The following is a 14,034-nucleotide window of genomic DNA, read 5'->3' on the forward strand; positions in this document are numbered from 1 at the left end:
TTCATTAGTAGGCGAGAGCGCGGTCGACGGCTTCGAGCACCCGGTCGGGGCTGGGCAGAAAGTGCGTCTCGACGGCAGCCGGTGGAAACGGTGTGTCGAAGCCGGAGACCCGCAGCACGGGCGCTTCGAGCGTGTAGAACGCGCGCTCGGCGACCGTGGCGGCGATCTCGCTGCCGACGCTCACGAAGCCGGGCGCTTCCTGGGTGACGACGAGGCGACCGGTTTTCGCCACCGAACCGAGGATTGGTCCGTAATCGATCGGGGAGATCGAGCGCAGGTCGATGACCTCGAGGCTGATGCCCTCGGTGGCGGCGAGTTCGGCGGCCTGCAGCAGCACGCTCACCATGGCGCCGTGACCGACGACGGTGACGTCGGTGCCGGCGGACGCGACGCGGCTGGCGTGCAGCGGCGTTCCGCTCTCACCGAAGCGCACCTCGCCCTTGGGCCAGTAGCGGCTCTTCGGCTCGAAGAAGATTACCGGGTCGTCACTCGCGATAGCTTCCTGCATCATCCAGTAGGCGTCGTGCGGGTTGGACGGGCTGACCACGCGCAGACCGGGGGTGTGCGCGAAATAGGCCTCCGGGCTCTCCTGGTGGTGCTCGATCGAGCCGATGTGTCCGCCGTACGGAATGCGGATGACCACCGGCATGATCAGGCCGCCCTCATGGCGATTGCGCATGCGGGCCAGCTGGCTGGTGATCTGGTCGAAACCGGGAAAAACGAATCCGTCGAACTGGATCTCGCAAACCGGGCGAAAGCCGCGCATGGCCAGGCCGATGGCGGTGCCAATGATGCCGGATTCGGCGAGCGGGGTATCAAGAACCCGCTTGTCGCCGAATTCGGCGATGAGCCCCTCTGTCACCCGAAAAACGCCGCCGAGCGGGCCGATGTCCTCGCCCATCAGCAGCACCTTGGGGTCATCCTGCATCGCTTGACGCAGTCCGGCATTCAGAGCCTTCGTCATGGGCAGCGAAGCGGATGCCACGCTCGTGTCGGTCGCAGCGTTCATCAGTTCTTACCTTCGTCAAAAGACGCTTCGTAGCGTTCCAGCCAGGCCTTTTGCTCAGCCACGAGCGGATGCGGTTCGGCGTAGACGTTGTCGAAGATCACCGATTGCTCTGGGCCGGTGATTTCCAGAGCGCGACGACGGGCATCGGCCGCGAAGTCGGCCGCTTCTTCATCGACGGCGTCGAGGAATTCCTGCTCGATGCCCCGGCCCTGCAGGTAGCTGCGAAAGCGCACGATCGGGTCGCGGGCCACCCAGTAGGCGAGTTCCTCCGGGTCGCGGTACTTGGTGGGGTCGTCGGCGGTGGTGTGCGCACCGACCCGGTAGGTGAGCGCCTCGATCAGGGACGGGCCCTGGCCGGAGCGAGCGTCATCCATCGACTTTGCCGTGACGGCGAAGCTCGCGAGCACATCGTTACCGTCGATCTGGGTGCCCGGCATGCCGAAGCCGCCGGCGCGCAGATAGAGCGGAGTGCGGGATTGCCGTGCGACCGGCACCGAGATGGCCCAGTGGTTGTTCTGCAGAAAGAACACCTGCGGGGTCTGGTAGCTCGCCGCGAAGACGAGCGCCTCGTTGGCGTCGCCCTGCGAGGATGCACCGTCGCCGTAGTAGACGATGACGGCCTGGTCGGTCTCTGGGTTGCCGGTCGCGGTCGACCCGTCGAGCTGCATGCCCATGGCATAGCCGGTGGAGTGCAGGGTCTGCGAGGCGAGCACGAGGGTATAGAGGTGAAAGTTTCCGTGCTCTTCGGGTACCCAGCCGCCGAGGGTGACTCCGCGCAGCATGCGCAGGATGTCCACAACGTCGAGGCCGCGGATCATGCCGACGACGTGCTCCCGGTAGGAGGGGAACACGTGGTCCTGCGGCCTGGTCGCGTAGGCCGACCCGACCTGGGCGGCTTCCTGGCCGTGGCTTGGCACCCAGAGGGCCAGCTGGCCTTGGCGCTGCAGGTTGGCCGCCTCGGTATCGAACTTACGCACCACGACCATGTCGTGGTAAAACCTGCGGTGGTCGGCCTCGGTGAGTCTGTTGAGATAGGGAAGAAACTCCTCGGCGGCGGCGTTGGGTTCGAACGCGCCGTTCGGAGAGATCATCCGCACGCAGGTCTCGGCCCCATCGAGGCCAAAGGGAGCGGATGCTGCAAGGCGTGGCGCAGTCGCGTCGTTTCGGGTGGCTGACACCGTACTAACCTATCTTCCGAGCTGGGTGATCGGCGGGAAGAGCGTCGACAAGATCCGCGCTCATTAGTAGGAGTGTCGCCACAGCCTGCTCCTCACCGATAGAAACTCGAATACCTTCGGGCGCGAACGGACGAACGACGAGGCCGGCCTCACCCAGCGCCTCGGCCACAGTGGTCGTTTCAGCACCGGTCGGCAGCCACAGAAAGTTCCCCTGGGGCGCAGGGATGTTCCAACCCTGTCGGGTCAGCTCCTGCCAGGTCGCATCGCGACGCGCGGCGATGACGCGAACCCGCTCGAGCAACTCCTTCTCCGCTTTCAGGGACGCGATCGCGCCGGCTGCGGCCTGCGCGGTGACCGAGAGTGGAATCGCGGTCGATCGGGCGGCGTTCAGAATATCCACCGGGCCGAGCGCATAGCCAACCCGCAGCCCGGCAAGGCCGTAGGCCTTGGAGAAGGTGCGAAGAACGACCAGATTGGGGTAGCGGGCGAGCAGTGGCGGGCCATTCACGGCATCCGCTTGGGTGACGAACTCGATATATGCCTCATCGAGAATGACCAGGAGGTCGGTCGGCACGACGGCCATGAAGGCCTCGAATTCGTCCTTCGTGACGATCGTGCCGGTGGGATTGTTCGGCGAACAGACAATGATGACCCGGGTGTTGTCGCTGATCGCGGCGGCCATCTCGGGCAAATCATGGCCGTGATCGCTGCGATTGGGCACGCGCACGCTGGTAGCACCGGCGACGGCCACGAGGGAGGGGTAGGCCTCAAACGACCGCCAGGAGTAGAGCACTTCATCGCCGGGGCCGGCGGCAGCGAGAATGAGCTGGGCCAGCAGGGCCACCGAGCCGGAGCCGACATGCACCTGGTCAAAGTCGAGGCTGTACTTGGCGGCGAGGCGTTCGCGCAGAACCAGCGCCGAGGCGTCCGGGTAGCGGTTGTAGGCCGTTTCGGCCGTGACTGCCGCGATTACACCGGGCAGGGGGTCGAACGGGTTCTCATTGCTGGAGAGTTTGAAGGCACTGGCGGCGGCCGGTTTGCCCTGCTTGTAGGCCGGGAGGGCGATGATCTCCGGGCGCAGTCGGACTGAGGGGCGGTCTGAGAGGCTCACTCGGTGAGTCTACGCCCGGATATATTCGCTGTTGAGAATGAATGTTCGCTTGACTTTCGGCCGCCACGACCTGCATGGCCCGAGCCAGTGAGATAGTAGGGGCATGGCCAGATTCCTGATCCAACTGATCGTCAACGCGGTAGCCCTGTGGTTCACCGCCCTGCTCGTGACGGGGGTGCACGTCACGCCCTACGCGCCGGATGCCGGTGCCAGCGTGCTCACCTATCTTCTGATTGCGCTCATCTTCGGCTTCGTGAACACCGTTGTCGGCGGGGTGCTGCGCGTCATTGCGTTTCCGCTCTACATTCTGACGCTCGGACTGTTCGCGTTGATCGTCAACGGCCTGCTCCTGCTGCTCGTGGGTTGGCTTTCCGGTTTCCTGGGCTTCGGCCTCGTCGTTGACAGCTTCTGGTGGGGCGTACTGGGTGCCCTCGTACTCGGCATCATCTCCTGGCTGCTCGGGCTGATTCTGCGCCCGGTCACCGCACGCGACTGAGCTGCGGCAGGAAGAAACCTACTGCGGCGCAGGCCTTTCCGGCACGCGGCTGCCGCGCCACAAGACCGCCTCGCCCGCTTCGCTCCCCAGAACGTCGGTCACGGTGTCCCGAAAGCCCTGCAGGTTCGCCTCCGGAGATGCATCAATGAGCAGCGCTGTCTCGCGGTACGTGTCGAGGTTGTGAGCCGGCAGGGCGGCCCCGGCTGGGAGCGGTTCGGAGGCGAATGCCTCACGGCGCACGGTCACCCGGTCATCGGAGTCGGTCAGGCTGTCTCCGCCCATCGCAGGTACGATGTCGTCGGTGTGCTCGACCGTCAGGGTGGCTACGCCGTCCGGCACGGGCACCTTGGATTCGGGTGCCCCAAAGGTGGCCACCGCCTGCACGTTGAACCAACTGTACGCAGCCACCTGGGTGGCGATCAGGCCGCCCTGGGAATGGCCGGCAAGCACAACAGGGTCGGACGGTGCGATTCCGGCCGCCTTCATGGCGCTTATCACGGTCTCGAATGAACCCGCGGTCTGCCCGGCCATCGCGGTGATGTTGGAGGTGAGGTCTAAGGGGTCCGTTTTGGCGATGGCATCCCATTCAACGGTTCCACTGATGTAGACCGCCCACGACGGATGCTCGGCGTCGCCATAATTCTCGATGCGCACCTGCGGCTTCCCTGCGACGGCCTTCGGGATTCGCTCAGCAAGGTCACCGACACCAGTGGGTGGCGTCGGTTGGGTTGGAGTTCCCACGGCAGCCACGCTCACCGGACTTTCCCGGAACACGCCTCCGTTGCGCGCCACGGCCAAAACGCCGAGCGCTGTGCGTGAGATGCCGATGACACCCAGCCCTTCGTCACCGAAAGCCCGACCAACGGATCGCGGTGTACCGGCCAGGCCCCAAGCTACGTCGTCGAGCGACGAGGCCGCAGCTCGTACCAGGGCTACCACGTTCGGGTTCGTGAGAAGGCGGGGGTCGAGCTCGTCCGCACCGTTGCGGGCGGCCGGCGACCGGGAGGGCGAACGCAGACTTCCATGAAGCCCTATGCGCCCGACGCTGGCAGCACCGGCCATGGAGACACCGAACGGCGTGCCTGCAAGGGCAAAAACGCCACCTCGAAGTAACCGGCCCAGGCCATATGCGAGATCTGCGGCACCCATCAATGCAGCCTCCCGGGCGACACGCTCCACGTATCCGTAACTTCTAGCCGCTGCAACGAGATTGTCCGCGGTAACACCGCAGTACTCGTGAAGCGAATTCAGCCGGCCGGCCACCTGGAGCAGATCAGGCCAGGGGTCCTGGCCCAGCCAGTTCGCCGGCCAGTACGGGTCCAGATTGCGGATCCGATACGCGCGACCCACCCAGTCGGCCAAATCATCTCGCAGAACGTTCAGGAACTGTGCCTGGGCCAACACTTCATCGGTGGCAACGATGGTCGTACCTCCGACCGAGACGGTCAGGTCGCCGTCAGCGAGGCCGTCCCTCACGCCGGACACAGCTCCTCCTCGAGGTAGATCTGGTTTCGCACGCTGGCCACCGCCTCGTGCAGGTAGTGCAGCACAACATCGAGGTGTTGCACGATGTCTGCGACGCAGCCCGAGTAAGCCCGCTGAGATTTGGAACTCCAGAATTCGCTGGGGTCCAGGGCGAGCAACTGGCGACGTTTGCCCTCGATTTCGGCATGCAGGCCGAGCAGGAGATCGCGCTGGGAATGCATCATCGCCAGGTGCTCAGGACTATATGGCCCACCCGGCATCCGCCCCACTGCGTCCATGACACCTCCAGGTCGCGACAATCGTCGCAGAATCCGCGACGCACCCGGCTGCCCGTCGCGCAATCTGTGCACAGAGACCGAATACTGGGCGTGTGGAGAAGGCGAAACTGCTCCAGAATGGAAGACATGTCCTTCGCGTCACTCACCCCCGACGAGTCGACGCCGTTTCGAATCATTTTCGTCTGCACCGGAAATATCTGTCGGTCGCCCATGGCCGAGGTTGTGCTGCGCGACCTCGTCACGAAACTCGGACTCGGACGTCTCATCGCGAGCAGCTCGGCCGGCACCGGAGACTGGCATGTGGGTGAGCAAGCCGACGGTCGCACGATCACGGCCCTGGCCAAGCGCGGCTACGACGGCAGCCACCATCGGGCCCGCCAGTTTGACCCGCTGTGGTTCGCCGAGCACGACCTCGTCGTCGTGCTCGACCGCAGCCAGGAGCGCATTCTGCGCAACTGGGCCCTGGAGGATCGCGATCGCGCCAAGGTGCGCCTGCTGCTGAGCTTTGACGCCCAGCAGGCCGCCCTGTTCGACGTGCCTGACCCCTACTATTCCGACGATGCGTTGTTTGACGCCGTATTAGGCATGATTGAGAGGGCAAGTCACGCACTTGTGAAACAACTTGCACCCGCAATTCGACAGGGAGTCCGATGAGTCACCTACCCGTACAGGTTCTGAGCCCGCTTGATGGCCGCTACCGAGCCGCCGTTTCCGATCTGGGCGAGTTCCTGTCCGAGGCCGGTCTCAACCGGGCCCGCGTGCGCGTCGAGGTGGAGTGGCTGATCACCCTCACCGACCGCAGCCTGTTCGGTTCCGCGCCCCTGAATGACGAGCAGAAACTCGCCCTGCGCACGCTCGTGACCGACTTTGGCCAGCCCGAGATCGACGAACTGGCCGAGCTCGAGGCCACCACCCGCCACGACGTGAAGGCCGTCGAATACCTCGTTCGCCGACGCCTCGGCACACTGGGCCTCGATCACATCAGCGAGCTCACCCACTTCGCGGCGACCAGCGAGGACATCAACAACCTCTCCTATGCCCTCACCGTGCGGGATGCCGTGCAGACCGTCTGGCTGCCCAAACTGCGCCTCGTGATCGGAGCACTTCGCAGCAACTCGCTGGAATTTCGAGCGGATGCGATGCTGGCCCGTACCCACGGGCAGCCCGCGACGCCGACCACCATGGGTAAGGAACTCGCCGTGTTCGCCTACCGCCTCGAACGCATCGTGCGGCAGATCGAGGCCGGCGAATACCTGGGCAAATTCAGTGGCGCCACCGGAACCTTCGCCGCCCACGTGGTCGCCGATCCGTCCGTTGACTGGCCGGCCGTCTCGCGCGAGTTCGTCGAGGGTCTCGGCCTCGGCTGGAACCCGCTCACGACGCAGATCGAGTCGCACGACTGGCAGGCCGAGCTGTACTCCCGCGCATCCCACGCAAACCGCATTCTGCACAACCTGGCCACCGACATCTGGTCCTACATTTCAATCGGCTACTTCCGCCAGATTCCCCAGGTCGGTGCCACCGGCTCCTCGACGATGCCGCACAAGATCAACCCGATTCGCTTCGAGAACGCGGAAGCCAACCTCGAACTGTCCTGCGCCATCCTGGACTCACTCGCGGCTACCCTCGTGACCAGCCGCCTGCAACGCGACCTCACCGACTCCACCACCCAGCGCAACATCGGAGTCGGCTTCGGGCATTCGTTGCTCGCGCTCGACAATATCCTGCGGGGCCTCGGCGAGATCGACATAGACCGTGCGCTGCTGGCGAGCGACCTCGACTCCAACTGGGAGATTCTGGGCGAGGCGATTCAGACCGTGATTCGCGCTGAAGTCTCGGCCGGCCGCTCGTCCATCGAAGACCCATATGCCCTTCTCAAGGAGCTGACCCGCGGCAAACGCATCACGAGCGCGGACCTGGCGGCATTCGTTTCGGCCCTCGATATTGGCGAAGCGGCCAAGACCCGCCTTCGGGCCCTGACCCCTGGTAGTTACGTCGGCCTCGCCGCCGCCTTGGTTGACTACCTGCCGTAGTCGTCACCAGTTACAGGAAAGCACCTTCGCCCACAGGGACGAAGGTGCTTTTTTGGCGCTGCGGTGCCGGCTAGTGTCCGTTCTGCTCGTCGAGGTCGGTCTGCTCCGAGGCATTGGGCTTCATGCCGAGCACGAGCATGGCGATCACCACGAGCGCCACGATGAACGTCACGCCGAGTCCGATAACGGAGAGCATGACCTCGCGCGTGGTGCCCAGAATGGTCAGCCCGACGAACAGGGCCATTCCGGCCGAAATGGCGAGCAATTCGACCGGCTTCAGTCGGTCAGAGCGGCTGGGCTGGTGCGCCGAGTTGGGCGCGCCAGGGGTCTTCTTGGTCACAGTGAGTCCAAATCTTTAGGCGCGGTGTTCGTTGGTGCGGTGTTCGTTGGTACGGCGGCGTCGCGGCGCTGCCTGGGCGAATCCCATTTGATGGAGAGGCCGGCGATGGGCAGAAAAACAGCGAGAAAGACCAGGTAGGCACCGAAGAGGCCGACCGAGACGACCGGATTGGGCGGCAGAAGCAGAAAGAGCAGGGCGAGGATCGCGGTGCCGATTCCGGTATACAGCCAGTCTTTGGCTGGCAGCGGGCGTTTGCGCACCCGGATGCCGGCATAGATCTCGAGAAAGCCGGTGACGGCTCCCCAGACACTCACGATGAAGAGAAAGAACCCGTGGCCTCCGGCGTGAAAACCGAGCGCTGCCGCGCCGGCGACCATGCTCACGATGCCCTGGATCAGAAACAGGCTGCGGTCGGCAGCGACGGTAAGGGTACGCGGGCCGGTGAGAACGAGGAGCAGGCCACTCGCGAGCGCGAAAACACCGAATACGAGCAGACCAAGCTGAGCCGAGTGGTCCCGGTTGAAAGTGATGATCGCTGCGGGAACCACGGCGATCAGGGCGCGCCCAACGGCCACGGACCAGTACCCGGAACCGACGTGTGATGGTGCCTGGGCGTTTGCCACGCACGACCTCTTTCGTTGCAAAATTTGTCAGGCTCAGTCTACGCGGCGAGACCGTGCGGATCTGCGAGCGGGCTGCACGCGGTGCGCTTGGCCGCGACGAACCGGGCCCGGCACGATCAGGCTCCTGCATGAAGCAGTGCCGAGCTACCCGCCGGCCACCATGTCAGCGAACCGGGAGTAGTGGCCGTGGAAGGCAACGGTGACGGTGCGGGTGGGGCCGTTCCGGTGCTTGGCCACGATGAGGTCGGCCTCACCGGCGCGCGGGTTATCCTTCTCGTAGGCACTCTCGCGGTGCAGCAAAATCACCATGTCGGCGTCTTGCTCGAGCGAACCCGACTCACGAAGGTCGGAGATGGCCGGCATCTTGTCGGCGCGCTGCTCCGGACCTCGGTTGAGCTGGGACAGCGCAATAACCGGAACCTGCAGTTCTTTGGCAAGCAGCTTGAGCGCCCGGGAGAACTCACTGACCTCTTGCTGTCGCGACTCGACTTTTTTGCCGCTGGTCATCAGCTGCAGGTAGTCGATAATGACCATCTTGAGCCCGACGCGCTGCTTGAGCCGGCGACACTTGGCTCGAATCTCGACCAGGGTCATGTTCGGGCTGTCGTCGATGTAGAGCGGCGCGTCGTTGATGCGACCGCGGGTGGCCGCAATAGTGGTCCAGTCGCGGGCCTCGACGGTGCCCTTGCGCATGCTCTGCAAGGGAACGGATGCCTCCGCCGCGAGCAGGCGCATGGCGATTTCACTGCGCCCCATTTCGAGGGAGAAGAAAATGCTCGGCATGTTGTGGTGGATCGAGGCCGACCGCGCGAAGTCGAGGGCGAGGGTGGACTTACCCAGTGCCGGACGGGCGGCCACGATGATGAGCTGGCCACCATGGAACCCGTTGGTGAGTTCGTCGAGGTCGGCGAAGCCCGTGGGTACGCCGCTCATCTGGCCGTCTTTGAGCTTGGCGGCCTCGATTTCTTCGATGGCCGCCGTCACAGCGTCGGTGAGCGGAACGTAGTCCTCGGTCTGGGTGCCCCCGGTGACGGCGTAGATTTCGGCCTGAGCCGTGTTGACGAGGTCGAGCACCTCACCCTCGGCGGCGTAGCCCATCTGCGCGATGCGCGTACCAGCTTCCACCAGCCGGCGCAGCAGCGCGCGTTCGGCGACGATGGTGGAGTAGAACCCCGCGTTGGCAGCGGTGGGCACCAGGCTCGTCAGGGTGTGCAGGTAGTCCGCACCACCGGCACGGGACAGTTCACCGACCTTGGTGAGCTCATCGGTGACCGTGATGACGTCGGTCGGCTCGCCCTGGGCGTAGAGGGAGAGAATCGCGTCGAAGATGATCTCGTGCTTGGGGATGTAGAAGTCTCCGCCCTGCACGGTTTCGACGACGTCAGCGACGGCGTCCTTGCTGAGCATCATGCCCCCGAGGGCGCTCTGCTCGGCAAGAAGGTCGTGGGGCAGCGCCCGCTCCGACTTCCACGCTTCAGCGGGCCGCTCCAGACGGCCCTGCCCACCACCGGTCGACGAACCGTACTCGTTTGACGCTGGCTGGTTGGCCAGGCCCAAATGGGCGATCGACACTCGGTACCTCTTTCACTGTCGTGACTCTAGGTGTATCAGGACCCACCGACACGGGACGCACTCACCCAGCCCGAGCCAGATTCCGCTACTGGATCACCCTAAGGAGCCGGTAGCACGACCCACAAACACCCCTGTGGATAACTCTGTGGAAAATCTGCGCGAAACGCCGTGGAGATTGTGCAGAACCTGTGCACTCACTTGTGGACGGATTTTAAATATTTGCAAATAACTGCTGGTTCATCAGGAGTTTAAGTTCTGCACATGGGTGTGAATAAAGTAGCCTCAATCAACCCTTGAACCTTGCCGATAGGAATGCTCACCTGTGCACAAAAGCAGTGGGTCAATGCCCCAAAAGTGGCTCTTAACGCCCCATAGCGGAGGATTCCTTACGGAACCCCCCGCTATGGGAGTGGTACAGGCGACCGGCCAAAAAGCCCGGCCTGCCGAGGTGCGATGCTACTTGGCAGCGACGACCACGAGAGTGATCGTGGCGCTGAGCTCGTCACGAAGACGAACCGTTGCCGTGTGCTCACCGGTCAGCTTGATGGCGGTGAGTTCGATCTTGCGCTTGTCGACCGTGCCGAGACCTGCGGCTGCAACGGCGTTAGCCACATCCGTGGTCTTGACCGAACCGAACAGGCGTCCGCCGGCGCCGGCCTTGACGACCAGGGTGACCTTGGTGTTCTCAAGTTTGACCTTGAGCGCCTCAGCCTCTTCGAAGGTGGCGTGCTCTCGCGCAGCGCGGGCTGCCTTGATCTGCTCGATCTGCTTCTCGCCACCGCGGGTCCACGCTACAGCGAAGCCCTTGGGAACGAGGTAGTTACGAGCAAACCCGTTCTTGACGTCTACGACGTCGCCGGGTGCACCGAGGCCGGAGACCTCATGCGTCAGAATCAATTTCGACATTTGGTTTCCTTACCGGCCTGAGCCTGCGTAGGGCAGCAAAGCCATTTCGCGGGCGTTCTTGACGGCACGGGCGATGAGGCGCTGTTCCTGAACGGAAACGCCTGTGATGCGGCGGGCGCGGATCTTTCCACGCTCGGAGATGAACTTGCGCAGGGTGGGGACATCTTTGTAATCAATGACACCAACCCGAATCGACTTCGCGGGAGCAGCGTTCTTGCCACCCTTAGCTCCGCGAAGCGGCTTGCGGCGGTCGCCGCTCGACTTTCCAGCCATGATTTCCTTACTTTCTAAAAAGAGGTGTTAGCTACGCGCTAGGCGAGCTTAGAAGGGGGTCTCGTCGCTGAAGTTACCTGGGCTGTTCCAGACGTCTCCACCAGATGCTGCTGGCGCAGCAGTCTTGGCGGGGGCGCTGGGTGCCCATGGCTCATCGTTGCCCTGGCCGCCGGCAGCGGGTGCACCACTGCGAGGGCCGGAGGACTGCGCACGAGTGAGGGAAGCGGTGGCGTAGCGCAGCGAAGGACCAATTTCGTCGATCTCGAGCTCCATGCTCGTGCGCTTTTCACCTTCCTTTGTCTCATACGAACGCTGCTTGAGACGCCCGGAAGCGATGACACGCGACCCCTTGGTCAGTGAACCTGCAACGTGCTCGGCGAATTCACGCCAAACGCTCGCACGCAGGAACAGCGCGTCGCCATCTTTCCACTCGTTGGCCGCACGATCGAACGTACGCGGAGTGGAAGCGATGGTGAAGTTGGCAACCGCCAGCCCGTTCTGCGTGTAACGCAGTTCCGGATCGCTGGTGAGGTTGCCCACCACGGTGATTACGGTCTCGCCAGCCATGGGCTACTTGTCGCTTGCCTTGTCGGCAGCGGCCGGCGCAGGAGTCGCCTTGGCAGCAGCAGGCTTGGCAGCGGCAACCTTCGCGGCGGGAACCGCGGTGGAGGCAGCAGCAACCGGAGCAGCAGCATCGGCCTTCGCAGCAGCGGCCGGAGCCTCTGCAACGACGGCTTCTGCTACGACAGGCTTGGCAGCAGCGGCGACCTTGGCGGCCGGAGCGGCAGCGGCTGCAGCAGCAGCGTCAGCCTTGGCAGCGATGACCTTCGGGTTGGCAGCCTTGCGAGCAGCCTTCTCTGCGGCCAGCTTGGTGGCAACGACGACCTGGGCGATGCCCTCTTCGGCGCGGAGCACCTTGGTGCGCATGACGGCCTCGGACAGCTTCAGCTGACGGTCGAGCTCGACCGTGGCTGAGGCGTTCGCGGTGAAGTCAACAACGGCATAAATGCCTTCGGTCTTCTTGTTGATCTCGTAAGCGAGACGACGACGACCCCAGACATCAACCTTGTCAATGCTGCCACCATCGTTGCGAACAACGTTGAGGAACTTGTCAAGGCTGGGAGCAACGGTGCGCTCATCGATCTCGGGATCGAGGATAACCATAAGTTCGTACTGATGCATGACTAACCCACCTCCTTCGGACTAAAACGGCTGCAGAATTTCTGCAACAGGAGGGTTGTGCATGTGCTGCAGGCGGAGGCCGGGAATCCGGCACGCAGGCAACCTGTCCAGACTACCGGATGCCGCGCGCATACGCCAGTCGACCTGCCCGTCGTTGGGTCGACCTACTCGGTCTGAGTGGCATTAGCGGCATTCTGGGCGGCACGGACACCGGAGTCCACTGGCGTGCGGCCGATGAATACCTCGTCGAGCAGCGGCCGCATGGCGTTTTCGGCGGCCGGCCAACCGGCTCCCCGCGGTGCCGGCGCCGTTCCGGCGGCCAGCACGTCGTAGAACGGGCTGATGTCGACATTCTCCGAAGTCCAATAGGCCGCGTAGGCCGGCTGCGCGGCCAGCACGGCCGGAGACGCCGCACCGGATGCCCCGATGAATTCTGATCCGGCGGCACTCCCGAGCCATTCCAAGACCCGCTGCGTTTCGGCCGGATGCTGGGATGCCGCATTACCGGCGGCCGCGATGCCATCGACACCGCTGATCGCACCGGCCGGGCCGCTGGGCAGGCGCACAACGCCCCAATCGAAGTTCGCCCCGGCGCTCACGTTGGCGAGGTTGTAGACACCACTCTGAAACAGGGCCATCTTGCCCTGCAGAAACTGCTCGCGGCTGAAGTCGCCGTTGGTGTTCGTATCGGCGGCCGACGGAGCGACCTGCCACTTGTTCATGAGATCGACCAGGTACTGGAACGAGGCGATGCCGGCGTCGGACGCGAAGGCATACTGGTTGGACTCGTCCTGAAACTGGGCACCATTGGAGGCCAGGTAATTCAGCACCATCGCCTGCAGGTCGTAGCCGGCGTTGTAGCCATATTGGCTGAGGTTGGAACCGTCGAACTCGGCGCTGTCGGCCGTGTTCCCGTTGTAGTCCTTGGTGAGTTTCTGCAGCACGCCAATGAGGGTGTCGTTGTCACCGGTGGGATCCCAGGTGAGTGCGGACACGTCGTCGGCGGTCAGGCCGGCATCACCGAGCAGGTCAGCGTTGTAATACACCGCAATGCCGGGGTCGGCCAGCTGCGGCACTCCCCACAGCGTGGCGTCCCTGGTGTACTGGGCGACGACGGGTGCGGACCAGCCGGCCTGGGCATCCGCTGGCAGGGCCGTCGTAATGTCAAGCAGCGCCCCCGCGTCGGCGTAAGCGGGGTAGCTGCCGCCGTCGACCCAGAAGACGTCGGGCGCCCCAGCACCGGCGACGTCGGTGCGAAGCTTCTCGAAATAGTCGTCCCACGGCACGATTTCGACGCCGACCTGGATGTCGGGGTTGTCCCGTTCGAAGGCGGAGAAGGACTTCTCGTAGGCGGCCGCGACCTGTTCATCCCAGAGACGCACGGTCACGGTGGTGGCATCGCTGGATGATTCGGAGCTGGAGAAGTTCAGGGCCGTGACGGCCCCGGCAATGACGAGCAACACGCCGGCAACGCCGGCAGCAATGATGGTGGAACGCTTGGCCATGATGTCCTTTATTGACGGATCGAACCTTCCCCAGTGAACCAGC

Annotated in this window: 15 protein-coding genes and 1 pseudogene; 3 read left to right on the top strand and 13 right to left on the bottom strand. The window is 64.0% G+C overall.

Features of this window, described 5'->3' with window-relative positions; genetic code table 11:
• Positions 1-4: 4 nt before the first annotated feature.
• The 3 genes from BLS91_RS00905 to BLS91_RS00915 form a co-directional block, all read right to left on the bottom strand.
• Entirely contained in the window at positions 5-1,009 is a 1,005-nt protein-coding gene (locus BLS91_RS00905) for an alpha-ketoacid dehydrogenase subunit beta (protein ID WP_092338314.1), read from the bottom strand.
• Positions 1,009-2,100, bottom strand: coding sequence for a thiamine pyrophosphate-dependent enzyme (locus tag BLS91_RS00910; protein ID WP_092338316.1), 1,092 nt, complete (start codon positions 2,098-2,100; stop codon positions 1,009-1,011). The genes BLS91_RS00905 and BLS91_RS00910 overlap by 1 nt, the downstream gene beginning before the upstream one ends.
• A gap of 91 nt (positions 2,101-2,191) precedes the next feature.
• Complete coding sequence (locus BLS91_RS00915) at positions 2,192-3,298, bottom strand: histidinol-phosphate transaminase (RefSeq protein WP_092338318.1); 1,107 nt, start codon at positions 3,296-3,298, stop codon at positions 2,192-2,194.
• A 103-nt stretch (positions 3,299-3,401) separates the two neighbouring features.
• On the opposite strand from BLS91_RS00915, the gene BLS91_RS00920 reads away from it, so the two are divergent.
• Complete coding sequence (locus BLS91_RS00920; RefSeq protein WP_092338319.1) at positions 3,402-3,794, top strand: phage holin family protein; 393 nt, start codon at positions 3,402-3,404, stop codon at positions 3,792-3,794.
• A gap of 18 nt (positions 3,795-3,812) precedes the next feature.
• On the opposite strand, the gene BLS91_RS00925 is transcribed toward BLS91_RS00920, so the two are convergent.
• Together BLS91_RS00925 and BLS91_RS00930 are read right to left on the bottom strand one after the other, a co-directional pair.
• The gene (locus BLS91_RS00925) at positions 3,813-5,279 is read right to left on the bottom strand and encodes a hypothetical protein (RefSeq protein ID WP_092338321.1); all 1,467 of its coding nucleotides are present in this window, start codon (positions 5,277-5,279) and stop codon (positions 3,813-3,815) included.
• Complete coding sequence (locus tag BLS91_RS00930) at positions 5,267-5,503, bottom strand: hypothetical protein (RefSeq protein ID WP_092338323.1); 237 nt, start codon at positions 5,501-5,503, stop codon at positions 5,267-5,269. Before BLS91_RS00930 ends, BLS91_RS00925 begins: the two co-directional genes overlap by 13 nt.
• Before the next feature lie 180 nt (positions 5,504-5,683).
• Here BLS91_RS00930 and BLS91_RS00935 point away from each other — a divergent pair, with 180 nt between their 5' ends.
• Together BLS91_RS00935 and purB are read left to right on the top strand one after the other, a co-directional pair.
• Complete coding sequence (locus BLS91_RS00935) at positions 5,684-6,211, top strand: low molecular weight protein-tyrosine-phosphatase (RefSeq protein ID WP_092338325.1); 528 nt, start codon at positions 5,684-5,686, stop codon at positions 6,209-6,211.
• Positions 6,208-7,590 (top strand): adenylosuccinate lyase, encoded by a 1,383-nt coding sequence (purB, locus tag BLS91_RS00940; protein ID WP_092338327.1) that lies wholly within the window; start codon positions 6,208-6,210, stop codon positions 7,588-7,590. The genes BLS91_RS00935 and purB overlap by 4 nt, the downstream gene beginning before the upstream one ends.
• 70 nt (positions 7,591-7,660) lie before the next feature.
• On the opposite strand, the gene BLS91_RS00945 is transcribed toward purB, so the two are convergent.
• The 8 genes and pseudogenes from BLS91_RS00945 to BLS91_RS00980 all read right to left on the bottom strand — a co-directional run bounded on the left by BLS91_RS00945 (position 7,661) and on the right by BLS91_RS00980 (position 13,991).
• Positions 7,661-7,930 (bottom strand): hypothetical protein, encoded by a 270-nt coding sequence (locus BLS91_RS00945; protein WP_092338329.1) that lies wholly within the window; start codon positions 7,928-7,930, stop codon positions 7,661-7,663.
• Positions 7,927-8,553: a hypothetical protein gene (locus tag BLS91_RS00950; protein WP_092338331.1), complete on the bottom strand. Its 627-nt coding sequence runs from the start codon at positions 8,551-8,553 to the stop codon at positions 7,927-7,929. The genes BLS91_RS00945 and BLS91_RS00950 overlap by 4 nt, the downstream gene beginning before the upstream one ends.
• Positions 8,554-8,697: 144 nt before the next feature.
• On the bottom strand, positions 8,698-10,125 hold the full coding sequence (gene dnaB, locus BLS91_RS00955; protein WP_092338333.1) for a replicative DNA helicase: 1,428 nt from the start codon (positions 10,123-10,125) through the stop codon (positions 8,698-8,700).
• A 456-nt stretch (positions 10,126-10,581) separates the two neighbouring features.
• The gene (gene rplI, locus BLS91_RS00960) at positions 10,582-11,031 is read right to left on the bottom strand and encodes a 50S ribosomal protein L9 (protein WP_092110565.1); all 450 of its coding nucleotides are present in this window, start codon (positions 11,029-11,031) and stop codon (positions 10,582-10,584) included.
• Between the two features lie 9 nt (positions 11,032-11,040).
• A complete protein-coding gene (gene rpsR, locus BLS91_RS00965; RefSeq protein WP_035835236.1) occupies positions 11,041-11,304 on the bottom strand; it encodes a 30S ribosomal protein S18 in 264 nt (87 codons plus the stop codon).
• A 48-nt stretch (positions 11,305-11,352) separates the two neighbouring features.
• Positions 11,353-11,871, bottom strand: a complete 519-nt coding sequence (locus tag BLS91_RS00970) for a single-stranded DNA-binding protein (protein ID WP_092338335.1) — start codon at positions 11,869-11,871, stop codon at positions 11,353-11,355.
• Between the two features lie 246 nt (positions 11,872-12,117).
• Positions 12,118-12,486, bottom strand: a pseudogene (rpsF, locus tag BLS91_RS20270) (30S ribosomal protein S6); the annotation flags it as partial.
• Positions 12,487-12,650: 164 nt separating this feature from the next.
• Positions 12,651-13,991, bottom strand: a complete 1,341-nt coding sequence (locus BLS91_RS00980; protein WP_092338337.1) for an ABC transporter substrate-binding protein — start codon at positions 13,989-13,991, stop codon at positions 12,651-12,653.
• Positions 13,992-14,034 lie beyond the last annotated feature (43 nt).

The organism is Cryobacterium flavum (genome assembly GCF_900103805.1).
Lineage (GTDB): Bacteria > Actinomycetota > Actinomycetes > Actinomycetales > Microbacteriaceae > Cryobacterium > Cryobacterium flavum.

Excerpts from the sequence above, each read along its gene's own strand:
- BLS91_RS00905 (WP_092338314.1), bottom strand. The coding sequence starts at position 1,009 with ATGAACGCTGCGACCGACACGAGCGTGGCATCCGCTTCGCTGCCCATG.
- BLS91_RS00910 (WP_092338316.1), bottom strand. The coding sequence starts at position 2,100 with ATGATCTCTCCGAACGGCGCGTTCGAACCCAACGCCGCCGCCGAGGAG.
- BLS91_RS00920 (WP_092338319.1), top strand. The coding sequence starts at position 3,402 with ATGGCCAGATTCCTGATCCAACTGATCGTCAACGCGGTAGCCCTGTGG.
- BLS91_RS00930 (WP_092338323.1), bottom strand. The coding sequence starts at position 5,503 with ATGATGCATTCCCAGCGCGATCTCCTGCTCGGCCTGCATGCCGAAATC.
- BLS91_RS00935 (WP_092338325.1), top strand. The coding sequence starts at position 5,684 with ATGTCCTTCGCGTCACTCACCCCCGACGAGTCGACGCCGTTTCGAATC.
- purB (WP_092338327.1), top strand. The coding sequence starts at position 6,208 with ATGAGTCACCTACCCGTACAGGTTCTGAGCCCGCTTGATGGCCGCTAC.
- rplI (WP_092110565.1), bottom strand. The coding sequence starts at position 11,031 with ATGTCGAAATTGATTCTGACGCATGAGGTCTCCGGCCTCGGTGCACCC.
- rpsR (WP_035835236.1), bottom strand. The coding sequence starts at position 11,304 with ATGGCTGGAAAGTCGAGCGGCGACCGCCGCAAGCCGCTTCGCGGAGCT.
- BLS91_RS00970 (WP_092338335.1), bottom strand. The coding sequence starts at position 11,871 with ATGGCTGGCGAGACCGTAATCACCGTGGTGGGCAACCTCACCAGCGAT.
- BLS91_RS00980 (WP_092338337.1), bottom strand. The coding sequence starts at position 13,991 with ATGGCCAAGCGTTCCACCATCATTGCTGCCGGCGTTGCCGGCGTGTTG.